Origin of the sequence: Winogradskyella pacifica (assembly GCF_003386275.1) — a bacterium.
Lineage (GTDB): Bacteria > Bacteroidota > Bacteroidia > Flavobacteriales > Flavobacteriaceae > Winogradskyella > Winogradskyella pacifica.
Genome location: NZ_QREI01000008.1, coordinates 50,908 through 74,616, shown reverse-complemented (window position 1 = coordinate 74,616; position 23,709 = coordinate 50,908). Strand labels below are relative to the sequence as shown.

Sequence of the window (23,709 nt, the reverse complement as noted above, 5' to 3'; positions counted from 1 at the left end):
AATGCTTTGCTGGAATGAATTATTAACAAAATCTTGTAAAATCCAATTATATTCCCAAATTTTGAGAACTTAAAATCATTCCTTATGGATAACTATCATATCATTTCTTCTGACGCTTTAGATATTGTAACTATTTACAATATTTTTTATAAAAATAAAAAGCTAAAACTTTCAGAAGCATCAGCAAACAATATACAGAAATGTAAAACATATCTAGACGAAAAGTTAGCTAGTGAAAAAAAACCAATGTATGGTATTAATACGGGGTTCGGTTCTTTATATAATGTAAAGATTTCAGATGCTGATTTAAGTCAATTGCAAGAAAACTTAGTAATGTCTCATGCCTGTGGAACAGGTGATCGTGTGCCAGAATCTATAGTTAAGGTGATGTTGCTTCTAAAAATACAATCACTGAGTTATGGTCATAGTGGAGTACAGTTAGCTACAGTAAATAGACTTATTGAGTTTTTTAACAATGATATATTTCCATTCGTTTTTACCCAAGGTTCTTTAGGGGCTTCGGGTGACTTAGCTCCATTAGCACATTTAGCTTTGCCGCTGTTAGGAAAAGGAAAAGTGGTGCATAACTCAAAGGAGTACGATGCCGCAACTATTTTAGAAGAGTTTAATTGGCAACCAATTACATTAGAAGCTAAAGAAGGTTTAGCTTTGTTAAATGGCACGCAGTTTATGAGTGCTTACGGTGTTTACTTACTGTTGATGTCTCATAAAACATCCTATTTAGCTGATATTATAGCTAGTATATCGTTAGATGCTTTTGATGGTCGCTTGGATCCTTTCCATGATTTAGTACATGCGGTAAGACCACATCCAGGACAGCGTAAAGTGGCAAGGCGTTTTAATGAGTTTCTTAAAGGAAGTGAGCTTATTACGCGAGAAAAAGAACATGTACAAGATCCCTATTCGTTTCGTTGTATTCCTCAGGTGCATGGAGCAACAAAGGACACCTTAGATTTTGTTGAGAAGGTGATTTTAACTGAAATCAATTCTGTAACGGATAATCCTAATATTTTTCACGAAGAAGATTTAATTATTTCAGGAGGTAATTTTCACGGTCAACCTTTAGCTTTGGCATTAGATTATTTAAAGATCGCCATGGCTGAGATTGGTAATATATCTGAGCGTCGTGTTTTTCAATTGGTATCTGGTTTAAGAGGTTTGCCTGCATTTTTGGTTGATAATCCTGGTCTTAATTCTGGGTTTATGATTCCACAGTACACCGCAGCAAGTATTGTTAGTGCTAACAAGCAAATGGCAACACCCGCAAGTGTAGATAGCATTGTGTCTAGTAATGGCCAAGAAGATCATGTAAGTATGGGCGCTAATGCTGCCACGCAGGCTTATACTTTAGTTACAAATGTAGAACGCGTAATTGCTATTGAGTTGATGAATGCGTCACAAGCCTTAGAATTTAGAAGACCTTTAAAAACATCTCCTTTGTTAGAGTCGTTTTTAGAGCAATACAGAAAAGTGGTGCCATTTATTAAAGTAGATGAAGTATTACATGATTCTATAGAAGCTTCAATTCAATTTTTAAAAGATGTAGATATTGAAATTGATGAATTGTTTTTGAATCATTACGATTTAAAATAAAATTGAATTTTAATAACTGATAAACCTAATAGGTTTTATTAATCCATTTGAGTTGTTTCTTTTGCCCATGTCACAGCATCTTCTAATTCAGTAAAAATCTTGAAGGGCTTTTTGAAAAACATTTTTTCTATTTGGGCATTTAACTTTGCCTGATAATTTTGAGAAACCACTGCAAAACCGATTAAGTTTTTAATTTTTTCAGTTTGATAATAGATTTGTGGATCCACAGAATACGAATGCACTCTGTGTGTAATATAAATAAATTGTTTATTATGGAAATAGGTTGCACTGATATCAATTAAAACATCATTGTAATTGGGAGAAATAGTGACGCCTTCTTTCATTACGGCCAATACATAATTGTCGTAAATCGTTAATTCTCCAAAGATAAAAGTTAGCTTTTTTATCATATTTTTTTATAGAAATATCTTTGTTAAGATAAAAAAAAACTCCTTCATTACGAAGGAGTTTAAAATTATAATTTTTAATTAGATTTAAGATTCAGTCGTTTTACTAGATGAAGTTATGTTAATACTAAGTTCACCTGTTTCACTATCTAAGTCCATCATAATGGTATCACCTTCATGAATTTTAGAATTGATAATTTCTTCTGCAAGTGCATCTTCAACATATTTCTGAATCGCTCTATTAAGAGGTCTTGCACCATATTGCTTGTCAAAGCCTTTTTCTGCAATATAATCCTTGGCTTTATCTGTAAGTTTTAGTCCATAACCCAAGTCTTTTATTCTGTCTATAAGCTTAGTCATTTCAATATCAATAATTTTACCAATATCTTCTTTTTCTAAAGCATTAAATACAATAACATCATCAATTCTGTTTAAAAACTCAGGTGCAAATGCTTTTTTAAGAGCATTCTCTATCACAGCTTTGGCATGATCTGATTCTTGAGCAACTGCGGCTGCAGTACCAAAACCAACTCCACTTCCAAAATCCTTTAATTTTCTGGCTCCAATGTTAGATGTCATTATAATGATCGTATTTCTAAAATCAATTTTACGACCTAAACTATCCGTTAAATATCCATCATCTAAAACTTGCAATAACATATTAAAGACATCTGGATGTGCTTTTTCTATTTCATCTAAAAGGACTACAGCATAAGGTTTACGTCTTATTTTTTCTGTTAATTGACCACCTTCTTCGTAACCTACGTATCCTGGAGGTGCACCAACTAAACGAGAAATAGCAAATTTCTCCATGTATTCACTCATGTCGATTCTAACAAGGGCATCGTCGCTATCAAATAACTCGCGTGCCAATACTTTTGCTAGTTGTGTTTTACCAACACCAGTCTGTCCTAAAAAGATAAATGAACCAATTGGTTTATTAGGATCTTTTAATCCTGCTCTATTTCTCTGAATGGCTTTAACTACTTTAGAAACCGCTTGGTCTTGACCAATAACTTTTCCTTTTATTAGTTCTGGTAATTTAGAGAGTTTTGTAATCTCTTTTTGCGCAATTTTATTTACAGGAATACCTGTCATCATAGAAACGACATCAGCAACGTTGTCTTCTGTTACAATTTCGCGATGTTGTTTGGTTTCTTCTTCCCATTTTTCTTGGGCAGTAGCCAATTCTTTTTCTAATCGTTTTTCATCATCTCTAAGCTTTGCAGCTTCTTCATATTTCTGCTTTTTAACGACGCTATTCTTGGTTTCTTTAACTTCTTCAAGTTTCTTTTCTAATTCAAGAATCTGTTTTGGTACATCAATATTAGTAATATGAACACGCGAACCTGCTTCATCTAAAGCATCGATAGCTTTGTCTGGTAAAAAACGTTCCGTCATATAACGACTCGTTAATTTTACACAAGCTTCAATCGCTTCATCGGTATAATTCACATTGTGATGCTCTTCGTACTTACCTTTAATATTGTTTAGGATTTCAATCGTTTCTTCTACTGATGTTGGTTCAACAATGACTTTCTGAAAACGACGCTCTAAAGCACCATCTTTTTCAATGTATTGTCTGTATTCATCTAAAGTAGTTGCACCAATACATTGTATCTCTCCTCTTGCTAAAGCGGGTTTAAACATATTAGAAGCATCTAAGCTTCCGGTTGCTCCACCAGCACCAACAATAGTGTGAATTTCATCTATAAAGAGAATAATATCATCGTTCTTTTCAAGCTCGTTCATCACGGCTTTCATACGTTCTTCAAACTGCCCTCTATATTTTGTGCCAGCCACTAAACTTGCTAAATCTAAAGTTACGACACGCTTATTAAACAAGGTGCGTGAGACTTTACGTTTTACAATTCGTAAGGCTAGACCTTCAGCTATGGCAGATTTACCAACGCCAGGTTCTCCTATTAATAAAGGGTTGTTTTTCTTTCTTCGACTTAAAATTTGAGATACACGTTGTATTTCTTTTTCTCTACCGACAACGGGATCTAATTTATCCTCTTCTGCAAGTACAGTTAAGTCTCTTCCAAAGTTATCTAAAACAGGTGTTTTTGATTTTTTATTCGTTTTATTAGATTGTCCACTAAATGGATTCTGTTTTGTTTCTTCCTCTTCATTCATGTCATCATCAGAAAACGATTCTGCTTTGGGAGTGTCTAAATAATCATCTTCGCTAGTTATCATAGATTTAAATTCTTCTTTAACGTTATCATAATCTACTTTTAGCTTATTTAAAAGCTTTGTTGTAGGGTCATTTTCATTTCTTAAAATACACAATAATAGATGTGCCGTATTTATTGAGGTGCTTTGAAATAATTTGGCTTCTAAAAATGTTGTTTTTAAAGCACGCTCTGCTTGTCTGGTAAGGTGTAAGTTCTTTTTTTCGTTAGATGTTGTTACGATATTAGGGTTAGCCGGACTCAATATCTCTACTTTACGTCTTAAGTGGTTTAAATCCACATCTAAGGCGCTTAAAATATCTATCGCTTTGCCATTGCCATCTCTTAAAAGACCTAGCATTAAATGTTCAGTACCAATAAAGTCATGACCTAAACGCAATGCTTCTTCTTTGCTATAAGCAATAACATCTTTAACTCTTGGGGAAAAATTATCATCCATATTATATTCCTTTCTGCTTTAAAAATAATAAAAACATATTGACTATAGGTCAAAAACTATACCTAAACCAAATGAATTTTAAAATGAGTCCTAAATAACTTGAATTTAATTGTACTTGAATGAATAATTAAAACCTTAGGGTTTGTTTGTTAAGGTTTTGTCTATTAGTGAAATATGAGTGCAATAGAAACGAATTATTGGTGTCGTTTTAATACTTATTTGATATTTATCAAATGCTTGAAACGAAGAGAGTAAAAAAGCATTTTAAATCAAAGGAAAATAAGAGATACTTATTAACGAAAAAGATATCCAAGATTGTTAATAAAAATTCCCAAAAACCTGATTAATTTTGACTATAAACAGTAGTATTTTGGTTATATTAGCACGTTATTGAAATTCACAAAAAACTAATTTATTTTATATATGGCAGAAGGAGAAAAACTCATTCCAATTAACATTGAAGATGAAATGAAATCGGCTTACATTGATTATTCAATGTCGGTCATTGTGTCACGTGCGTTACCAGATGTAAGAGATGGTTTAAAACCAGTTCATAGACGTGTGCTTTACGGTATGCACGAGCTTGGTATTAGAGCAAATAGTGCACATAAAAAATCAGCAAGAATAGTTGGTGAAGTTTTAGGTAAGTATCACCCACATGGAGATACCTCGGTTTATGATGCAATGGTTCGTATGGCTCAGGAATGGAGTTTACGTTATATGTTAGTTGATGGACAAGGTAACTTTGGATCTGTTGATGGTGATAGTCCTGCAGCAATGCGTTATACAGAGGCTAGAATGCGTAAAATATCTGAAGACATGTTGGCAGATATTGATAAAGAAACTGTAGATCATAAATTAAACTTTGATGATACATTAGAAGAACCGACTGTTCTTCCAACGCGTATCCCAGGGCTTTTAGTAAATGGTGCATCTGGTATTGCCGTTGGTATGGCTACCAATATGCCTCCGCATAACTTAACCGAAGTTGTAGATGGTACTATAGCTTATATTGAAAACAATGATATTGAAATCGATGAGTTAATGCAACACATTAAAGCACCAGATTTTCCAACAGGTGGAACAATATATGGTTACGATGGTGTTAAAGAAGCTTTCCATACAGGTCGTGGACGTATTGTAATGCGTGCAAAAGCTATTATCGAAGAAGTACAAGGTAGAGAATGTATCATTGTATCTGAGATACCTTACCAAGTTAACAAAGCAGACATGATTAAAAAGACTGCTGATTTAGTTAATGAAAAGAAAATGGATGGTATTGCTTCTATACGTGATGAATCGGATAGAAATGGTATGCGTATCGTTTACGTTTTAAAGCGTGATGCAATTCCAAATATCGTTCTTAATAAATTATATAAATATTCGGCTTTACAAACGTCTTTTAGTGTAAATAATATTGCACTAGTTAATGGTCGTCCACAATTATTAAACTTAAAAGAATTAATTCATTATTTCGTAGAGCATAGACATGATGTTGTGGTTAGACGTACAACTTATGAGTTGCGTAAAGCAGAAGAACGTGCACATATCTTAGAAGGTTTAATTATAGCTTCTGATAATATCGATGAAGTTATTAAAATTATTCGTGCGTCATCTAATGCAGAAGAGGCTCGTAATAGTTTAATTGAACGTTTTAAATTATCTGAGATTCAAGCAAAAGCCATTGTTGAGATGCGTTTGCGTCAGTTAACAGGTTTAGAACAAGATAAATTACGTTCTGAGTATGATGACATCATGAAAACAATTATAGACCTTAAAGATATCTTAGACCGAAAAGATCGTCGTATGGCTATTATTAAAGAAGAGCTTGAGGTTGTAAGAGACAAGTATGGTGATGAGCGTCGTTCTGTAATTGAATATGCAGGTGGAGACTTGAGTATTGAAGATATGATACCAGATGCACAAGTTGTGATTACTATTTCTCATGCAGGTTACATTAAGCGTACATTACTTACAGAGTATAAAACTCAGCATAGAGGAGGAGTTGGACAAAAAGCATCAACAACACGTAACGAAGATTTCTTAGAACATTTATTTGTAGGTACTAATCACCAATACATGTTATTCTTCACGCAAAAAGGGAAATGTTTCTGGATGCGTGTTTATGAAATTCCAGAAGGCTCTAAAACTTCTAAAGGTAGAGCGATTCAGAATTTAATAAATATTGAGCAAGATGATAAGGTGATGGCTTTTATTTGTACGCAAGATTTAAAAGATGAAGCCTACATTAATAGTCATTATGTCATTATGGCAACGAAACAAGGTCAGGTTAAGAAAACATCTTTAGAGCAATATTCTAGACCAAGATCTAATGGTATTAATGCCATTACTATTAAGGAGGATGATGTATTATTAGAAGCGAAGTTAACAACAGGTGAGAGCCAAGTGATGTTAGCCTTAAAGTCTGGTAAAGCTATTAGATTCGAGGAAGCTAAGACAAGACCAATGGGTAGAAATGCTTCTGGTGTTCGAGGTATTAGACTTCAAGATGAAAAAACAGATGAGGTAATAGGTATGATTGCTGTCGATGATATGGAAAGCAATATTCTTGTAGTTTCTGAGAATGGTTATGGAAAACGTTCTAGCTTAGAAGATTACAGAATTACCAATAGAGGAGGAAAAGGTGTAAAAACTATTTCCATTACAGAAAAAACAGGTAACTTAGTATCTATTAAGAATGTAACCGATGAGGATGATTTAATGATCATCAATAAATCAGGAATAGCTATTAGAATGGCTGTAGCTGATTTACGTGTAATGGGTAGAGCAACACAAGGTGTAAAACTCATTAACTTAAAAGGAAACGATTCTATTGCGGCTGTGGCTAAAGTAATGAAAGATGACGAAGAGGAAATCATAATAGATGTAGATGCTGAGGTATTAGACAATGAAGACTCTATTGAAGATGGCACGGCAATTGATAATAATGACACAGAAAGCGAATAATTAACAACAAAACGATTTAATACAAGATGAAAAAATTACTGACATTAGTGCTAGTTGTAGCAATTACGTCATTGTCTTTTGCACAAAAAAATGAGATAAAGGCAATAGAGAAAGCACTTAAAAATTCAAATTTTGCTGATGCTAAATCAGCAACAACTGAGGCGGAAGCTTTAATTGGAAGTATGGACGATAAGTCTAAGGCTAAATTTTATTTATTGAAAGCAAAAGCATTGTATGCAAACGGCAACGGTACAGATGCTAATGTAGATGAGGCTATAACAAGTTTAGACAACTTGAAAGCGCTAGAATCTAAGATGGGGAAATTAAAGTACACCCAAGAAGCTAATGAAATGACAACAGGTATGGTTAATACTTTTTTAACTAAAGCTAATGACGCATTTACTAATAAAAATTATAAAGTAGCGGCAAAAGGTTTTGAAAAAGTATATAGAATGTCACCTAAAGATACCTTGTATCTTTATTATGCCGCTTCTTCTGCAGTAACAGAACCAGATTACAATACGGCTTTAGATTATTACCTGCAACTTAAAAACATGGGGTATAGTGGTGCACAAATGAATTACTATGCAACTAATGTTGAAACTGGCGAAGAAGAAAACTTTGCTAATAAATCATCAAGAGATTTTTCAGTTAAAGCGAAACTACATAAAGATCCTAGAAATGAAAAAAGTGAATCTAAAACAGCTGAGATTGTAAAAAACATTGCTTTAATATATGTTTCTCAAGGGGATAATGAAAAAGCATTAGGAGCTATGGCAGATGCTAGAGCTGAAAATCCAGATGATATTGGTTTATTATTATCAGAAGCGAATGTTTACCTTAAAATGGGAAATAAAGAGAAGTTTAGATCTTTAATGGAGGAAGCGACTGAAAAGGATCCTACTAACGCAGAATTACAATATAATTTAGGAGTATTAGCTGCAGAAGGTGGTAATTCAGAGGCAGCTATAAAATATTATGAAAAAGCTCTTGCCATTAATCCAAACTACGTTGATGCTTATAATAATTTAGCAGTAGTAATTTTAAATGGAGAGGCTGAAATAGTTGAGCAAATGAATAATTTAGGAACCAGTTCTGCTGATAATAAAAAGTATGATGAATTAAAAGAAAAGCGTACTCAAGTATATCAACAAGCTATTCCTTATTTAGAAAAAGCGTTAGAATTGAAAAGTACTAATGTTGATGCTGCAAGAACATTAATGAATATTTACAGTGCACTTGGTGAAACTGATAAATTCAAAGCAATGCGAGCTAAAATAGAGGAAATTGAAACTTCAGCAAACGGTAATTAAAAATTACAGTAAACCATAAAAGAAAAAAGCGACTGAAAAGTCGCTTTTTTTTATACAATTTTTTTAATAACCCTTAGCTTATGAGTATGTGTGTTTTTATCAATATTATAGATACCACTATGATCTAAGCGATCAATTCTTACTTTACCATGCGCATGGATAATATAATTATCTTCCATTATAATACCAACATGCGTAATGTTACCTTCTGCGTTATCAAAAAAGGCTAAATCACCTGGTTCGCTTTCTTCAATAAAACTTAAGGCTTCACCTTGGGTAGCTTGTTCTGATGCGTCTCTAGAAAGCTTGTAACCGTTAAGCTTATAAACCATTTGCGTAAAGCCAGAACAATCAATTCCAAAGGGCGTTTTTCCTCCCCATAAATAAGGAGCATTCAAAAATAGAAAAGAGGATTTTATAATATGCTCTTTAGTACATTTTGAAGTTAACGCAGCACCATCAAAATTATGATTTAATAAATTCAAGCCATTTAAATCCGATCCAACAGGAATAGGATATAAATTATTAGAAGCATCTGAAACAAATTCAATTAAGTCTTTAGATAAATTAATATCAGACTTATCTAAATTATTATAGTTAGATTCTTCAATTTCTAGATATTGTTTATTATCTATCCAACCTTCATACTTATCAAAAGCAAAACGAATACGGCTCCATTGCTTACGTTGTTCTAAGACCTTAAAGTAATCACCATATAAAGCTTGCGTTACCATTTCACTGGTATCGGTAGGTTCTAATCGTATTGGTACAATTCCAAGATTGCAAATGCCGTATTGCATAGGGTTTAGTTAAGCGCGTTCTAATACCATTGCAGATGCACCACCACCACCATTACATATAGCAGCTGCACCTAATTTAGCGTCGTTTTGGTGTAATACATTAATTAACGTAACTAATATTCTAGCTCCAGAGCAACCTAATGGATGGCCTAAAGAAACAGCACCTCCATTTACATTTACGTTTTTATCAGTTAATCCTAAGATCTTCATATTTGCTAAACCAACAATAGAAAATGCTTCATTAAATTCAAAGAAATCAATAGCATCCAATTCTACATTTGCTTTAGCTAGTGCCTTTGGTAATGCTTTAGATGGTGCAGTCGTAAACCATTCAGGTTCATGTGCAGCATCAGCGTATCCTTTTATAGTCGCAATAGGCTTTAAGCCTAATTCTTCTGCTTTTTCTCTGCTCATTAAAACTAAGGCGGCAGCACCATCGTTAATTGTAGACGCGTTTGCAGCAGTTACTGTGCCGTCTTTTGTAAATGCAGGTCGTAATGCAGGAATTTTATCCATCCTTACATTAGTATATTCTTCATCTTTATCTACAATAACAGGTTCTCCTCTTCGTTGTGGAACTTCAATAGAAATCACTTCATCATTAAATTTTCCATTCTCCCAAGCCGCTTTTGAGCGGTTATAAGATTGAACAGCATAAGCATCTTGATCTTCCCTAGAGAAATCATATTCCGTAGCACAGGCATCTGCACAAACGCCCATAGCGTTATTATCATATGCATCTACCAAGCCATCTTTCTGCATGCCATCTTCTAATGTTGCTGGTCCGAATTTAGTTGCGCTTCTTGCGTGGTAATAATGTGGAATTAAACTCATGTTTTCCATACCTCCGGCAACAACAATATTAGCATCACCTAATTGTATCGCTTGCGCAGCTTGCATTACGGCTTTCATACCAGAAGCACAAACTTTATTAATAGTGGTACAAGGAACGGTGTTTGGTAAACCAGCATAAATAGCCGCTTGTCTCGCAGGTGCTTGTCCTGAACCAGCTTGAACAACATTTCCCATAATGACTTCATCCACCAATTCAGGTTTCAAGTTTATTTTATCTAAAGCTCCTTTAATAGCAGCAGCTCCTAATCGTGGTGCTGGTACTGTAGATAGGCCACCTAAAAAACTTCCGATAGGTGTTCTTACTGCTGAAACTATAACGACGTCCTTATTCATTGTAATTATATTTGATGTTATTTGATGCGAAATTAAACATTTTTTGAGAGATTTGAGAATGTATTAATGATATTAGCCTTCTAAAATTCTAATATTTATTACATTTGATTGTATATGAATGTATTCTTCAATAAGTGGTATAAGAATCACGCTTTAGTCTATAAGATTTTGTTGTTCATTGTAACAACATTGTTTATAGTATATCTGTTTCCTAAAACAGGAAAATTTAGATATTCATTTGAAAAAGGGAAACCTTGGCAATCTGAAAATTTATACGCTCCTTTTAATTTTGCTATTAAAAAGTCTCAAGCGGAAATTGATGCCGAGAAAAATGAAATTAAAGACCGAAGTCTTGTTTATTTTGAAATAAATAGAGACGTTAAAGATGAGGTGTTTTCTGATTATTTAGCACGATTTAATCAGGTGTTTAAAGACTCTAGTAATTTTATTAGTGAAAACTCAGACTTATATAAAAAGGGAAAAACAATAGTTAATAATCTTTACAACGTTGGCGTTTTAGATTTAGATTACAATTATGCGGATGATAGACCGGTAAAATTAGCGACAGCCAATAAAGTTGAAAAAGAAATTCAATATGGCAGCTTATTTGAATTGAGTAATTTACGGAGTCGTGTTGAGTCTGATATGGGGAATTCAATTCCTATTGATGTAAAAAAGCGCATGATATCTGTTTTTTTCGATGTTATAAAACCTAATATTAAATTAAATGGAAGCCTAACAGAGAAGGCATTAGAAGAAGAATTGTCTAGAATATCCCTAACAAGAGGTCGTGTAGAGAAAGATCAGCTTATTATTTCAAAAGGTCAGGTTATTGAAGAAGCGCAATATGATATTTTAAGCTCGCTAAAATCTGAATATGAATCGCAAGTATGGAATTCAACCAATTACAATTGGGTACTTATAGCCTATACTTTGTTAGTGGCTTTGGCTCTTCTTATGCTATTATTATTTCTTAGTAAGTACAGAAAAGAAGTTTTTTTAAACAACACTAAAGTTACATTCATATTTTTTAATATCGCGTTAATGATATTTTTAAGTACGTTAGTCATCAACTTTAATTCTCAATATATATATGTAGTGCCACTATGTATTTTACCATTGGTTTTAAAGGCTTTTTTCGATGCGCGATTGGGGTTGTTTACGCATGTGCTTACCGTGTTGCTTTTAGGTTTTGTAGTGCCTAATAGTTACGAGTATATGTTCCTTCAGATTATTGCAGGTATGGTTACTATATTAACTGTTTCTGAATTGTATAAACGCGCAAATCTTTTTATATCTGTAGGACAAATAACGTTTATATATATCATAGCCTACTTTGCGTTTTTCGTAATTCACGAAGGGCAATTAACAGGTTTAAAATTTGAGATTTTTGGCATGTTTATTCTTTCTGGTTTGGCAACATTATTTGTTCAACCTTTGATTTATATATACGAAAAAATATTCGGATTAGTCTCTGATGTATCACTCTTAGAGCTTTCTGATACCAATACCAAATTATTGAAAGAATTATCTAACAGAGCACCAGGAACATTTCATCACTCGTTAAACGTTGCCAACTTAGCAGAAGCATCAGCCAACGAAATCGGAGCAAATGCCATGTTGGTTAGGGTAGGAGCCTTGTATCATGATATTGGTAAGATGAATAATCCGACGTATTTTACAGAAAACCAGAGTACAGGTATTAACCCACATGATGAATTATCGAATAAAGAAAGCGCGAAAATTATTATAGATCATGTTTTAAACGGCATTGAAACCGCTAAAAAATATAATCTTCCAGATCGTGTTATAGATTTCATAAGAACGCATCATGGCACGAGTTTGGTTTATTATTTCTATATGAAGGAAAAGGCAACAAATGAAAATGTTGATATCAGAGATTTTACTTATCCTGGACCAACTCCATTTAGTAAAGAAACAGCCATACTTATGATGTGCGATAGTGTTGAAGCAGCTTCTAAAAGTTTAAAAGAACCAACAAGCACTAAAATTAATGATTTTGTTGAGAACATAATTAACAAGCAGATGGAAGGTGGTCAGTTTCTAAATGCTGATATCACCTTTAAAGAAATTCAATCGCTTAAAAAAGTACTTAAGTTTAAGTTGGCTAATATTTATCATTTGAGGATTGAGTATCCTGAATAAATACAAGTAAAATCTATTCTTTTTCTGATTTAAATGTAATTTAAAGAGTAAAAAAGTTTATTCTATTTCTAAATGGATTATACTGTAATGGTTTGATATTTATTGAAATTACTCTTGCGGAATAGGGTGTCTTAATTAGTTATATGTTAAGGTGTAACAAAGGAACAGAAGCTAAATGCTAGTAAGATGAAAGAGTAGCTTTTGAAAAGTACAATCCTAATAATGTTTTGAATTTCTTTAGATTAAGATCGTCTTTTTAACCGATTTTTGAGATAGATTATATATCCAAAAGGAAATTCTATAAATGATATAAATTCAGACTATAATTATATATTGGTTCTAACCCAAAAAAGCCCTAGAAAATGAATTCCAGGGCTTTTTAAAAGTATAAAATAATAATTAATCAATAATTATTTTTTTAAGGAAAACCTTATTAGAACTAGAAATTACACGTAACAAATACATGCCAGGAGCGAGGTGACTTATGTCTAATTTTTCAATACCATCTGCATTTAGCATTTGCTGCCCGGTCATATTATAAAGGGCTACTTTAAAACTTGCATTATCCTGTAGTTTTATGTTTAGAACATCATTAACAGGGTTAGGGTAAACCATAACTTGGTTTGTTTTGTCGTAATCTGAATTACTCAACGACGTAAAATCTATAGTGTACGTAAGCAGTCCTAGGTCAAAACTTCCTATATAAACTTTAACTGAATTTTCATAAAATTGATAGGCAGCAGAGCGGCTAGAGATACTCAACAATTGTCCATTATTAAAAGTGTCCCAGCTATCACCACTATCCGTAGAAAAACTCAAGGAAAATTCAGATACTTCCGATGTATAGGTTGTGGCAACAATAGCGCCTTCTGTTTCTGTTGAAAAGCACAGTTTAAAAACCAAATCGGTAGACTTCTGTACCCAATTTTCTCCACTATCTGTAGAAATAAATATTCCCTTTGAAGTTGCTATAGCTAATGTATTGGCATTAAAAGGATCCCTTTTCAAATCGAAAATAAGATCATCTGACGTCATAACTTCTAGTCCGTTACTATCGTTACTCCATGTGTTACCATCATCGGTAGAAGAGTATATTTCTACCCCTACAGATAAAGTAATTTTACCAGAACTGTCTATTAAGATACCGTTTATTATATCTAGAAAGGGTAGTGTAATATCTGTTTGCACTACACTATTAATATCTGTAAAATCAAACTTTTTCAATACAGTATCACTTGGCGAAAAGCCTGAAAAAGCAACCATTACCGTTTCATTAGCTTGAGGGTAGGTGCCTAACGCCGTAAACCCATTCATATACAAGGAGGTCAAAAAATGCTTTGTAACACCATTGTCATGGCTCACTTCAAAATTAGAACCCATGAAACTTGGGGTTAAAGTAAATATTCTATTCGCTGTTATTTTATCTGCTAAAACAGTTGGACCTGGGTTAGATGACGAATAATTAAACGGCAAAACATTGTATTCTAATTCTAACTCTGTATTCAAATCGCGATGCACAAAACCAAATCGCACACCATAATATAAATTAGCATTTTCATCGTCCAAGTACAATTCCAAATTGCCTTCACTTGCATAATATGGACTTTTTAACCATGTAACGGTCTCACCTCCATCTGTTGAAAATAATGGGACATAATTACTCGTTATAAGTACTTCTTCAGAGTTCTGTGGGTTGAAACTAGCATGTTTCCCGAAACTATAACTTAAAGGATTATCCTCCAAATACACTATATTTTGCCAAGTAGCACCAGAATCTCTAGAAATTACAATTTCATTTTCTTCCAAAATAATAATCTGTGAAGGATTAAGAGGATTGTAATGAATTGTATTTATACCATCTAAAACTCCCGTAGTCCATGTTATTGGTACAATATTGAAAGTCTCGCCTCCATCTGTAGATTTATATAGATTTTCAATTGTAGAATCAAAAGTTCCAGCTGTTCCAATTAAAAGGGTTTCTGTATTAGAAGGGTCAAAAGCTATAGCTTCTAAACTAACACCGTCAAGCTTAACCTCCCATGTTTGTCCTGCATCTTCTGAAATAAGTAAGCCAGCTTCCATACCTCTAGCAAGAAATAATTTTTCAGGATTATTAGGGCTTATAGCAACATTAAATATAGACACGGCATCATAGTCTTGAGCATCGTAAACTGTTTCCCAGCTTAATCCGCTATCTGCGGTGTAAAACGTTTGACCTAAATTAGTGTCTACTAATAATATATCGGAATCTCCTTCGTAAAAAGAATATGATACTGCATTACCGTTTAAATTTTGGTTAGGCAAATTAAAAGTTTTTGAAACTTCATTCGATGTAATATTATAAATCATTATAGCACCATATGGACGGTTTGGTGTTATAGCTATAAAACTTAAGCCTGTACCATCTGCAGTTAGTTTCATCTCTTCAATTGAGGCAGATTCACCAATAGGCAAAGAGTAAAGAATATCCCAGCTTCCTCCATTATCTGTAGATACTAATATATGATTTTTTAAAGTATGAGCGTAAACCTTATTAGGTACATTGGCGTCATAAGTGAGAGAGAAAATTCTCCCATAATCTTCAGAACCTAACACTTCGAATTGAGCAAAAATAGGTTGAATACAAAAGCTTAAAAAGAAAAGGTAAGCAGTAATTAATTTTTTCATGGTTTTAATTTTGATTAGAATTCAATACTATGCACAAAAATTCTTAATCTTAGAAATTACCACATAATTACTGTGACAGCTCAAATAAAAAGTGTGACATCTAATGCTAAATACTTGATATGTAGCTATATAGTTGCTGACTGTCCTTTAGGCCAATTTTACTACTTATCCTTTCTTTACGTTTACGAGAAGCTTCTACGGTAATATTAAAAAGTGACGCAATTTCTTTACTAGAGAGGTCCATGTAAAGATTACTTAAATAACGGATATCGTTAACAGTGAGTTCAGGATGATTTTTTTTTAGGGTTGAAAGAAAACCATGATTCACCTCTTCAAAATGTGTTAGAAAACTCTCCCATTCTGCATCACCTTTCAAAAGCATTTTCAACTCTTTTACTTTTTTTGATAGCAATGCATTTTTGGTTACTTCTGTTTGCCCTGAAAGACTATTAATTACTTCTTTTAATAACTCATTTCTGCTTGAAATTTGTAATGCTTTTGTTGCAAGTTTCCGGTTCCGATTTTCAATTTCATTTCGTAACCGTTCTTGCTCTAGTAGTGCCATAGTTTCTTTTGCAACTAACTGTTTTTCCAAAAGTAAATTGTCACTCTCCTTTTTTTGAAGTTCCAAATTTATTATTTCTTTGCTACGTTTATTAAGTATTTTGCGTTGCTTGTTTTTTAAATACATATTCCTTAATGCCCAAGCAATTAGAAAAATGACCAATATAGCAGCACCCAAAAGTCCGTAAAGCGTCGTTGTTTCCCTTTGGTTTAGCTCCTTATTAAGTTTTAATTCTCGTTGGTAATCTGCAATTTCAAATTTAACCCTATTGGTTTCAAATAGTTTGCCGTTCTTCATATTATTAACCGATGCATTCAACGAAATCAGAGAGTCTTTGGCTCGCAGTGCTTTACTGTACAACTTGCTTTTTTCATAAACAGTGGCAAGTTGCTCGTATGCCATTATTTTATTTTCATAATTTTCTGCTGCATGCAGCGCTTGTTGGGCATATAAAATTGAATTTTCGCCTTCATCAATATCTTTTGCAATGTTGGATAGTAGAATAAGAAGCAACACGCGTTCTTCAATATTGGCAATTGGGTCTAGTTTTGGTAATATTTGTTGTGCTAAGGATTGTGCCACTAGAAACTCTCCTCTTTTATATTTATTTTCAGCCAGTGCAATATCACCAATAATAGCGATTGATGGCTTATGTTGTAGCATTTCATTTGCTTCCTTCAAATAATTCGTTGCCTCATCCAATCTGTTAAGTTGGTTGGCAACAATACCTAAGTTAACGGCATAAATACCAATTTTAATACTTTCATTATGTTCTTTTGCTTGTACATATGCTTTTAAAAAATATTCTTGAGCCTTAAGCAAATCACCTTCTTTACTATAAAGGATGGCAATATTGTTTAAAACTATCATCTCTTCATTATTATCCAAATGTTTTAACGCAATGGTATATGCTTCGAGATAATTGTCTAGCGCTTCGCCGTAATCCAACATAGCATAATAGTTGGTGCCAATATTATTTAAGGCCAAAAATTGCTGTTTATACCATTGGTTTTCCTCGGCAACAGTTCGTACATTAGTTAGTATCTCTAGCGATAGCGGATATTGCATTTCAATCCGAGCCTCAATCCCTTTCCTTAATAAACTGTCTAATTGTGCAGTGTTTTGGGAGGATAGTAAAGGGCAAAAAAATAATATAAAATAGTTGCTAAAAAAACGCATAGGATTTAGGATAGACCAACATTAGTAAAAGATAAATGTAAGGATAATATTAATTATACAATAAATCTATTTACTCTCCTCCGCTGATTATGTAGGGAAAACGAGATTATTATCAAATACAATTTTTGTTTAAAAACAAGAAGTAGTATGGATCATTAAAAACGAGCATCAAATTTTATTAAAAAAATAATTTGTGTGTGTAAAGTGTGTGTGATTCTGAAAACTTGCATGAAATAATTTTAATTATTAACTGATATTTGATCATAATTTGTGGGTGGGAGAGATCTGTTTTTAACGCGTATTAAAAAAGCGTACCTCTTTATTATTAAGGTTTATAGAACTATTTGTTAAAAACACAAAAGCCTCAACATTGCCATTAAGGCTTTTTGTGATCGCACCAGGATTAGAACTTAGGTCCGCCTGCTTAGAAGGCAAAAAAAAAAAGCAAGTCTATTGTTAACCGAACAGCATTGAAATTATGTATCCGTATGTTAATTAGGCTTATGGTTCTTTTATTTGCTTCATTACTCATTCAATTATTCGTTCTAAATTAAGCTTTAAAAAATTTCAACATTTAATTTCGCTTAACCTTTACACTACGATCCTTTAAAGCGTCTAAACCCAATTTTGTAGATGTTACTTGGTGTGATATGGTTTGTAAAAAAAATGATAATGATACAATATCCCTGAATACGGTTAGAAAAGTATGTGTTTAAATGTTCAATTTTGTAAGGAATAAAAATTTACAATTATGGATTTTAAAACAATGTTACAGTTACCTGTATTAGATACTAATGAGGTTTTAGCAATAGTACAAGAAATAGCAGATATAGAAAGAAAAGAAGAAAGACCGCGCATGCCTAAGGTTGCAATCTCTACACATTCTGATACTGCTTCTGGATTTTTTGTAAACTATGATGCAGAAAAAAAAGTAGTTTTATTATGTGATATTTATGATCGCGATGCACAATTTCAATATATAGAAGTCCATTCTATTTCTTCTATTTCTTTGAGCAACATAAATAAGCATGCCTACCTTTTATCGGATGGAAACATTCCTTTTACTCCAGATGCTGATGATATACCAACGGTACTTCAGCTTAAAAAAGATATTAAAAATTTAGAATTAGAAATTAAAGTCGCTTTAGATAAAGAAATTTCTATAGTTTATGTGCATGATGGAACTCCAGAAGATTTGGATAAGTTTTATGCTTCAAAAGTTGTACCGTTATTAAAAGATACACTTTTTAAAATAGCAACAGATCACTTAGCAAAAGCAGCGTTTACAGAGGCCATTTCCACTATTAACTTCTGTTTGGGGAGCGAGAATAACTTAATAAGGGATAAAGAGGTTGTTACTGTCACCATAGATACTTCTAAAGGTTTAAAGAGTTTTATTAAAGCGAAACAGCTGCAAGATCAAATCGAAAAATTTTTATAACACTAAAACAAAACAATATGCAAGACTCTAACGTGGTTAGCCGAATAGAATTATTAATAAGAAAAGATAATAATACAGAAAAAGCTTTTGTCTTAAGTCATTGTGACTATAGTTTTAATAATGATTATTATACTGAAGAAAAAAAACCGATAGACGTAAATTTTTCAGGGACAACAAAAATGGTTAATGATCCTTTATTTATGGCATGGATTTCTAACCAACCTGGAGAATGGTCTGGTAGCGCTAAGGTTTATCATAGAGATCAAGAAATAGCTTCTGTAGTTATAGAGTTTGATAAGGCGACTGTGGTCAGTTTTAGTCAGTCTTTTTCTGAATATAATGCGCATAGCGATGCATACTTTAGTATGGTTATGAAGGGTGTAACGTTTAATACTGTGAGATTAAACTAGTAAAAAGTTTCCCCATAAATACAGAAAAGCCTTTAAGAAATTAACTTAAAGGCTTTTCTGTATTCTACTAAGAGTCATTTATTACCTCATAAAAAAAGGAGAAAACCAATCTTAGCTTCTCCTTGTTTTCTGATCATAGCTTTAAAACTATAAATTATTTTCTAAATATTCACGGATTGTTAAATCTATAAAATAACCACTGTGGTGACCACCCCAACATGCTGTTAAAGAAAATACACCATCCTCTAATTTTAATTCTTTTTTAGCTTCAGCACCTTCATTTGGGATGCAGTATACTTCAATAGAAGTCACACTTTCTGCCATGGCCTCTTTACCCATATCGTCTTTACAAACCAATTTTATACCATCTGTAAGGCGCTGTAAACATACACTTGGCACAAACTTTATAAAATCTAATTCAAAGGTGTCCCAATTAATATGTATTGGCAATTCTTTACCCACGATTTCATTAATTTCTTGTTGGTAATCAGCTAAATATTGATCTTCTATAGATTTTGCTGCTCTTTTTTCTTGTAATCCCATAATCGTTATTTTAATTTAATTAATACTTCAAAGGTATTGGAAGTAATAGGTTGAAAAACACCCTGAATAAGGGAATAAAAAAACTCACTGAATTCCGTGAGTGCTTTGCTAATAGATTGCTCTACATTTAAGTTTCAAACTTAAAAGCAATGAAAATTACAATTATATCTATTATTTGTCTTCTAGTATTAGTACTCATTTTAGCGGGATGCTCCAAATATATTGGAATTCCTAAAAAAAAAGCAGCACGTAATTTAGAAGCATATTTACAAAACAAATACAAAGGAAAATTGGCTTATAGTGATTTAAGTCTATTTTTTAATGCCGCAACTATGGATCCTAATATGTATGGGATGCTAATTTATGATAAGGACATTCCGGAAATAGAATTTTATACGCATCTTAATCTTAAAAATATATTAGAAAACGACACTTTACCCATGTATCCTATTGCAGACGCAATGACTGTGGATGATTTATATAAACGTGCCCTAACACGTTATGAAACCAGACAAGCGGTGATTGCCGATTTTAAAGAAGAAATTCCTGAAATAAAGTTTTCTACAGAAATTATTGATTTAAATTTTAAGACAGATATAAAACCAAATGAACTGGAAGCTATCGTGGCACGTTTTATAGATAGGTTAAGTCAATCTATTGAAGAGTTAGAATCGGCCTATCAATTTAGTTTACGAATTAGAACAACTAGTCATCCAGAAGGTTTTATGATTATTCCGTTAGAAGTTGAAGACAGTAAATGGCATGCTAAACCAATGTTATTGTCCGAAAAAGCAGTTGGTTTTGAAACTTTAAAAACAATGATTCTAAAAAACATACAGGCTAAATTAGAAACACCATATCCTTATTATAAAACAACGGAGCACAGTAAAATATATATGGATAAATCGACTTTGTCTAGAGGGGCTTGGGTACAGTATTTAGAAGATAAACGGATTGTAAATAAAGGAAAAGGTAAATGGAGAAATCCACAAACAGGACTTTACGTTGTGTATTTTGATTTAGAAACTAAATTTATCTATCGTGGTGAATTATTAACTGATGAGAATGATACCATGTCTTACCGTGAAGAATTAAGACAAATCTTGGACACCGTTGAAGCGGAAGGGATTAGAATAAAATAACAGGGTTCTAATAAACGTTTTTAAGAGTACATCACATCGGCTTGAATTTTAGTATACAAGCCAATGTTTCTATTAATCAAACAGGCCAGATTCAATGGCATATTTTACAGCACCTGTTGTGGTTTTAGAGCCTGTTTTTAAGAGAATATTTTTCCGATGGGTTTCTACTGTATTGACAGAAATAAATAATTTTTCTGAAATTTCCTTTGAGGTCAGTTCATCTCCTAAAAGGGTTAAAACTTCTTTTTCACGCGGAGATAATTCTATGTTTTTATACTTTTTTCGCTCAAACACACTTTCCAAATAGCGTTGTTTTATAATCTCCGAAAAATACTGTTCATCATTTAATACTGTCCTAACCGCTTTTTGTAATTCTTCTTTACTGGTAAATTTCGGGACAAAACCATCCGCGCCTTTTTGTATCACTTTATGCACGGTTCTATGATTGTCTAACATACTCAACATTATAATTTTTACATTATTATGTTTTTTCTTTAGTTCTGTAAGTAGCTGTATGCCATCCATTTTTGGCATACTTATATCGCTAATAATTAAATCAATTTCAAACTGATTGAGTAATCTAAGTACTTGCTTTCCTTCGGTTGCTAAATGCACGTCACCTATTTCTTGCATATCGCTTAAAATGGTATTAATACCTTCAAGGAACATTAAGTGGTCGTCTGCTATTATTATATTTGCTTTTTTCACAATGTATTAGTTTATGGGAATGTCTATAGTTATTGAGGTGCCATGCCCAGAATTACTATCAATATCTAAAGTGCCCTTTACTTTTTGTAAACGTTCCTTAATATTTCGGAGTCCTATGCCTTGTTTTTTATTTTTTTGAAAGCCTATACCATCATCATTAACTACAATATTTAAATGATCTTTATGCTTGGTGAGTTGCACATCTACATGCGAGGCTTCTGCATGTTTTAAAATATTATTAATTAATTCTTGAACAATGCGATAAGCATCCGCCAAAAGTTCTTCTGATAACAAATCAATGTCTTCTTCAGGAAAGAAAAAGGTTTGAATTTTAATATCTGATCTTTTTGTGATCTGATCAATAAAATCACTTAAGAAACTTGTAAAACCTATTTTTGAAAAGGGCAGTGGGTGTAATTGATGCGACAGACTACGCACATCGATACATGCATTGTTTATGGCTGCTGCAATACGTTTAGATTTAGGATCTTCTTTCTGGTGCTCTGTATAATGCTCATAAGCAATTTTTATACTTGCCAAATCACTTCCAATGCCATCATGAATTTCGCGAGCTAAGCGCGATCGTTCCTCTTCTTGTCCTTCTTGGTACCGCTCTATAACAGATAATTTATGATCATTTATCATTTTTTTTAGCTGCTGTTTGGCATTTTCTTCTTGTTGTAAACTCAATTCTTTTTGCGCATGTAAACGCTGAATGTAGAAAAGTCTTAGTATTATTAAGGTGAGTAGTACAAATATAAATCCAGCAATAAGTGCATTTCTAATGAGTTTTTGTCGTTTTACAGTAAGTTCTACTTTTTGTAATTCGGCTTCACTTAGTTTTTGTTCTTTTTCTAAAAGTTGAATTCGGGCTTCTTTTAACTCTGCTTCATAGCGTTCTTGAATTGTTACGACGTATTTCTCCTTATCTAAGGAATTCTGATCAGCAACACTTGTAACTCCTTTTTTATAAAATTCTAATGCTTTTTTGTAATTGTTTTCTTTTTGATAGAGTTGCGCTAAATTTTTATAAATATCAGATTTATATTGTAATAATGATTGTTCTTCTCCAATGGCTAAGGCGCGTTGAAAATAATTTATAGCCGATTTGGTATTCCCTAATTTACTTTCACAAAGCCCCAAATCGTTTAATACAATAGCAATGTCTGAGTTGAATTTAACTTCTTCTAATAACCCCAATGTTTTCTTTAAAGCCATTATGGCTTCTGTACATTTACCTTCTACGACCAACATTTGGGATAAATTAATATTTACATAGGCAACAACCGCTTTATTTCCTTCTTTTAATCTGTAGTCTAAAACAGTTTGATAATGTTTTCGTGCCTGATCAAATTTACCTTCTTCTTTGAGGATATTTGCAAAGTTGAATAGGGTAGTGAGTACACCATCATCATCGCCAATAGTTCGATACAAATCTGCAGCTCTATCTAAATTTTCGGCAGATTTTTTATAATCCTTTTGGAGTAAATATAAAGTCGCAATATTTTGATAAGCGTTAGCCTCTTGTACTTGATTACTCGTTCGTCTTGCATACCGCAAACACTCCATATAGTTGTCGATGGATTTTGGGTATTCTCCCAAACTTTTATAGGCAGAGGCTAGTATATTATAACAAGCGGCTAAGCCTTTTTCTATACGTAATTCTTTAAGTAGCGCAATGGTTTCATAGGTGTACTTTATTGTGTTTTTGTAATCGCCAGTAATGTTACCCAAATTACCTAAGGCATATAGTGCTCTAGCTTCTTGAAGGTTTTCATTTAAACGCCTACTTTCTTTAAGCCATTGGAGTGCTGCTTCCTTTGCTATTTGCGGTTTAGTATGCACATGCTCACCATAGACATTAGATAATGAGTCTAATATAATGCTATCTGTATTTTGAGCAGAGGTCGACAAAGTTATGCCTAGAACAAGGCAGACAGAGACAATAAAAGATGTAGGGAA

At 32.9% G+C, this 23,709-nt stretch carries 16 protein-coding genes; 7 read left to right on the top strand and 9 right to left on the bottom strand.

Going from position 1 to position 23,709, the window contains the following annotated elements; translation table 11 throughout:
* The first annotated feature begins 84 nt into the window (after positions 1–84).
* Positions 85–1,614, top strand: a complete 1,530-nt coding sequence (gene hutH / locus DFQ09_RS15095; protein WP_115811811.1) for a histidine ammonia-lyase — start codon at positions 85–87, stop codon at positions 1,612–1,614.
* A 38-nt stretch (positions 1,615–1,652) separates the two neighbouring features.
* On the opposite strand, the gene DFQ09_RS15090 is transcribed toward hutH, so the two are convergent.
* Both DFQ09_RS15090 and DFQ09_RS15085 read right to left on the bottom strand, forming a co-directional pair.
* Complete coding sequence (locus tag DFQ09_RS15090; protein ID WP_115811809.1) at positions 1,653–2,024, bottom strand: hypothetical protein; 372 nt, start codon at positions 2,022–2,024, stop codon at positions 1,653–1,655.
* Positions 2,025–2,108: 84 nt separating this feature from the next.
* Positions 2,109–4,658, bottom strand: coding sequence for an ATP-dependent Clp protease ATP-binding subunit (locus tag DFQ09_RS15085; protein ID WP_115811807.1), 2,550 nt, complete (start codon positions 4,656–4,658; stop codon positions 2,109–2,111).
* A gap of 423 nt (positions 4,659–5,081) precedes the next feature.
* Between DFQ09_RS15085 and gyrA the strand changes: the two genes are divergently transcribed.
* Both gyrA and DFQ09_RS15075 read left to right on the top strand, forming a co-directional pair.
* Entirely contained in the window at positions 5,082–7,625 is a 2,544-nt protein-coding gene (gene gyrA / locus DFQ09_RS15080; RefSeq protein WP_115811805.1) for a DNA gyrase subunit A, read from the top strand.
* A 26-nt stretch (positions 7,626–7,651) separates the two neighbouring features.
* On the top strand, positions 7,652–8,938 hold the full coding sequence (locus tag DFQ09_RS15075) for a tetratricopeptide repeat protein (RefSeq protein WP_115811803.1): 1,287 nt from the start codon (positions 7,652–7,654) through the stop codon (positions 8,936–8,938).
* Between the two features lie 50 nt (positions 8,939–8,988).
* On the opposite strand, the gene DFQ09_RS15070 is transcribed toward DFQ09_RS15075, so the two are convergent.
* The gene (locus DFQ09_RS15070) at positions 8,989–9,738 is read right to left on the bottom strand and encodes a C40 family peptidase (RefSeq protein WP_115811801.1); all 750 of its coding nucleotides are present in this window, start codon (positions 9,736–9,738) and stop codon (positions 8,989–8,991) included.
* 9 nt (positions 9,739–9,747) lie between these two features.
* Complete coding sequence (locus DFQ09_RS15065) at positions 9,748–10,926, bottom strand: acetyl-CoA C-acyltransferase (RefSeq protein WP_115811799.1); 1,179 nt, start codon at positions 10,924–10,926, stop codon at positions 9,748–9,750.
* Between the two features lie 114 nt (positions 10,927–11,040).
* Here DFQ09_RS15065 and DFQ09_RS15060 point away from each other — a divergent pair, with 114 nt between their 5' ends.
* Entirely contained in the window at positions 11,041–13,092 is a 2,052-nt protein-coding gene (locus tag DFQ09_RS15060; RefSeq protein WP_115811797.1) for an HD family phosphohydrolase, read from the top strand.
* Positions 13,093–13,491: 399 nt separating this feature from the next.
* Here DFQ09_RS15060 and DFQ09_RS15055 read toward each other — a convergent pair whose 3' ends face one another.
* Both DFQ09_RS15055 and DFQ09_RS15050 read right to left on the bottom strand, forming a co-directional pair.
* Complete coding sequence (locus tag DFQ09_RS15055) at positions 13,492–15,759, bottom strand: T9SS type A sorting domain-containing protein (RefSeq protein ID WP_115811795.1); 2,268 nt, start codon at positions 15,757–15,759, stop codon at positions 13,492–13,494.
* Between the two features lie 106 nt (positions 15,760–15,865).
* A complete protein-coding gene (locus tag DFQ09_RS15050; RefSeq protein ID WP_115811793.1) occupies positions 15,866–17,503 on the bottom strand; it encodes a tetratricopeptide repeat protein in 1,638 nt (545 codons plus the stop codon).
* A 751-nt stretch (positions 17,504–18,254) separates the two neighbouring features.
* Between DFQ09_RS15050 and DFQ09_RS15045 the strand changes: the two genes are divergently transcribed.
* Positions 18,255–18,944, top strand: coding sequence for a hypothetical protein (locus tag DFQ09_RS15045; RefSeq protein ID WP_115811791.1), 690 nt, complete (start codon positions 18,255–18,257; stop codon positions 18,942–18,944).
* Positions 18,945–18,961: 17 nt separating this feature from the next.
* Positions 18,962–19,354 (top strand): type VI secretion system tube protein TssD, encoded by a 393-nt coding sequence (gene tssD / locus DFQ09_RS15040; protein ID WP_115811789.1) that lies wholly within the window; start codon positions 18,962–18,964, stop codon positions 19,352–19,354.
* A gap of 147 nt (positions 19,355–19,501) precedes the next feature.
* Here the strand turns inward: tssD and DFQ09_RS15035 are convergent, their stop codons facing one another.
* On the bottom strand, positions 19,502–19,897 hold the full coding sequence (locus DFQ09_RS15035) for a hypothetical protein (RefSeq protein ID WP_020894857.1): 396 nt from the start codon (positions 19,895–19,897) through the stop codon (positions 19,502–19,504).
* Positions 19,898–20,046: 149 nt separating this feature from the next.
* On the opposite strand from DFQ09_RS15035, the gene DFQ09_RS15030 reads away from it, so the two are divergent.
* Positions 20,047–21,039, top strand: a complete 993-nt coding sequence (locus tag DFQ09_RS15030) for a hypothetical protein (RefSeq protein WP_115811787.1) — start codon at positions 20,047–20,049, stop codon at positions 21,037–21,039.
* Between the two features lie 72 nt (positions 21,040–21,111).
* Here the strand turns inward: DFQ09_RS15030 and DFQ09_RS15025 are convergent, their stop codons facing one another.
* Positions 21,112–21,747: a response regulator transcription factor gene (locus tag DFQ09_RS15025; RefSeq protein WP_115811785.1), complete on the bottom strand. Its 636-nt coding sequence runs from the start codon at positions 21,745–21,747 to the stop codon at positions 21,112–21,114.
* A gap of 6 nt (positions 21,748–21,753) precedes the next feature.
* Complete coding sequence (locus DFQ09_RS15020) at positions 21,754–23,661, bottom strand: tetratricopeptide repeat-containing sensor histidine kinase (RefSeq protein ID WP_245940370.1); 1,908 nt, start codon at positions 23,659–23,661, stop codon at positions 21,754–21,756.
* Between the last annotated feature and the right edge of the window lie 48 nt (positions 23,662–23,709).

Excerpts from the sequence above, each read along its gene's own strand:
- hutH (WP_115811811.1), top strand. The coding sequence starts at position 85 with ATGGATAACTATCATATCATTTCTTCTGACGCTTTAGATATTGTAACT.
- DFQ09_RS15090 (WP_115811809.1), bottom strand. The coding sequence starts at position 2,024 with ATGATAAAAAAGCTAACTTTTATCTTTGGAGAATTAACGATTTACGAC.
- DFQ09_RS15085 (WP_115811807.1), bottom strand. The coding sequence starts at position 4,658 with ATGGATGATAATTTTTCCCCAAGAGTTAAAGATGTTATTGCTTATAGC.
- gyrA (WP_115811805.1), top strand. The coding sequence starts at position 5,082 with ATGGCAGAAGGAGAAAAACTCATTCCAATTAACATTGAAGATGAAATG.
- DFQ09_RS15075 (WP_115811803.1), top strand. The coding sequence starts at position 7,652 with ATGAAAAAATTACTGACATTAGTGCTAGTTGTAGCAATTACGTCATTG.
- DFQ09_RS15070 (WP_115811801.1), bottom strand. The coding sequence starts at position 9,738 with ATGCAATACGGCATTTGCAATCTTGGAATTGTACCAATACGATTAGAA.
- DFQ09_RS15065 (WP_115811799.1), bottom strand. The coding sequence starts at position 10,926 with ATGAATAAGGACGTCGTTATAGTTTCAGCAGTAAGAACACCTATCGGA.
- DFQ09_RS15060 (WP_115811797.1), top strand. The coding sequence starts at position 11,041 with ATGAATGTATTCTTCAATAAGTGGTATAAGAATCACGCTTTAGTCTAT.
- DFQ09_RS15055 (WP_115811795.1), bottom strand. The coding sequence starts at position 15,759 with ATGAAAAAATTAATTACTGCTTACCTTTTCTTTTTAAGCTTTTGTATT.
- DFQ09_RS15050 (WP_115811793.1), bottom strand. The coding sequence starts at position 17,503 with ATGCGTTTTTTTAGCAACTATTTTATATTATTTTTTTGCCCTTTACTA.
- DFQ09_RS15045 (WP_115811791.1), top strand. The coding sequence starts at position 18,255 with ATGGATTTTAAAACAATGTTACAGTTACCTGTATTAGATACTAATGAG.
- tssD (WP_115811789.1), top strand. The coding sequence starts at position 18,962 with ATGCAAGACTCTAACGTGGTTAGCCGAATAGAATTATTAATAAGAAAA.
- DFQ09_RS15035 (WP_020894857.1), bottom strand. The coding sequence starts at position 19,897 with ATGGGATTACAAGAAAAAAGAGCAGCAAAATCTATAGAAGATCAATAT.
- DFQ09_RS15030 (WP_115811787.1), top strand. The coding sequence starts at position 20,047 with ATGAAAATTACAATTATATCTATTATTTGTCTTCTAGTATTAGTACTC.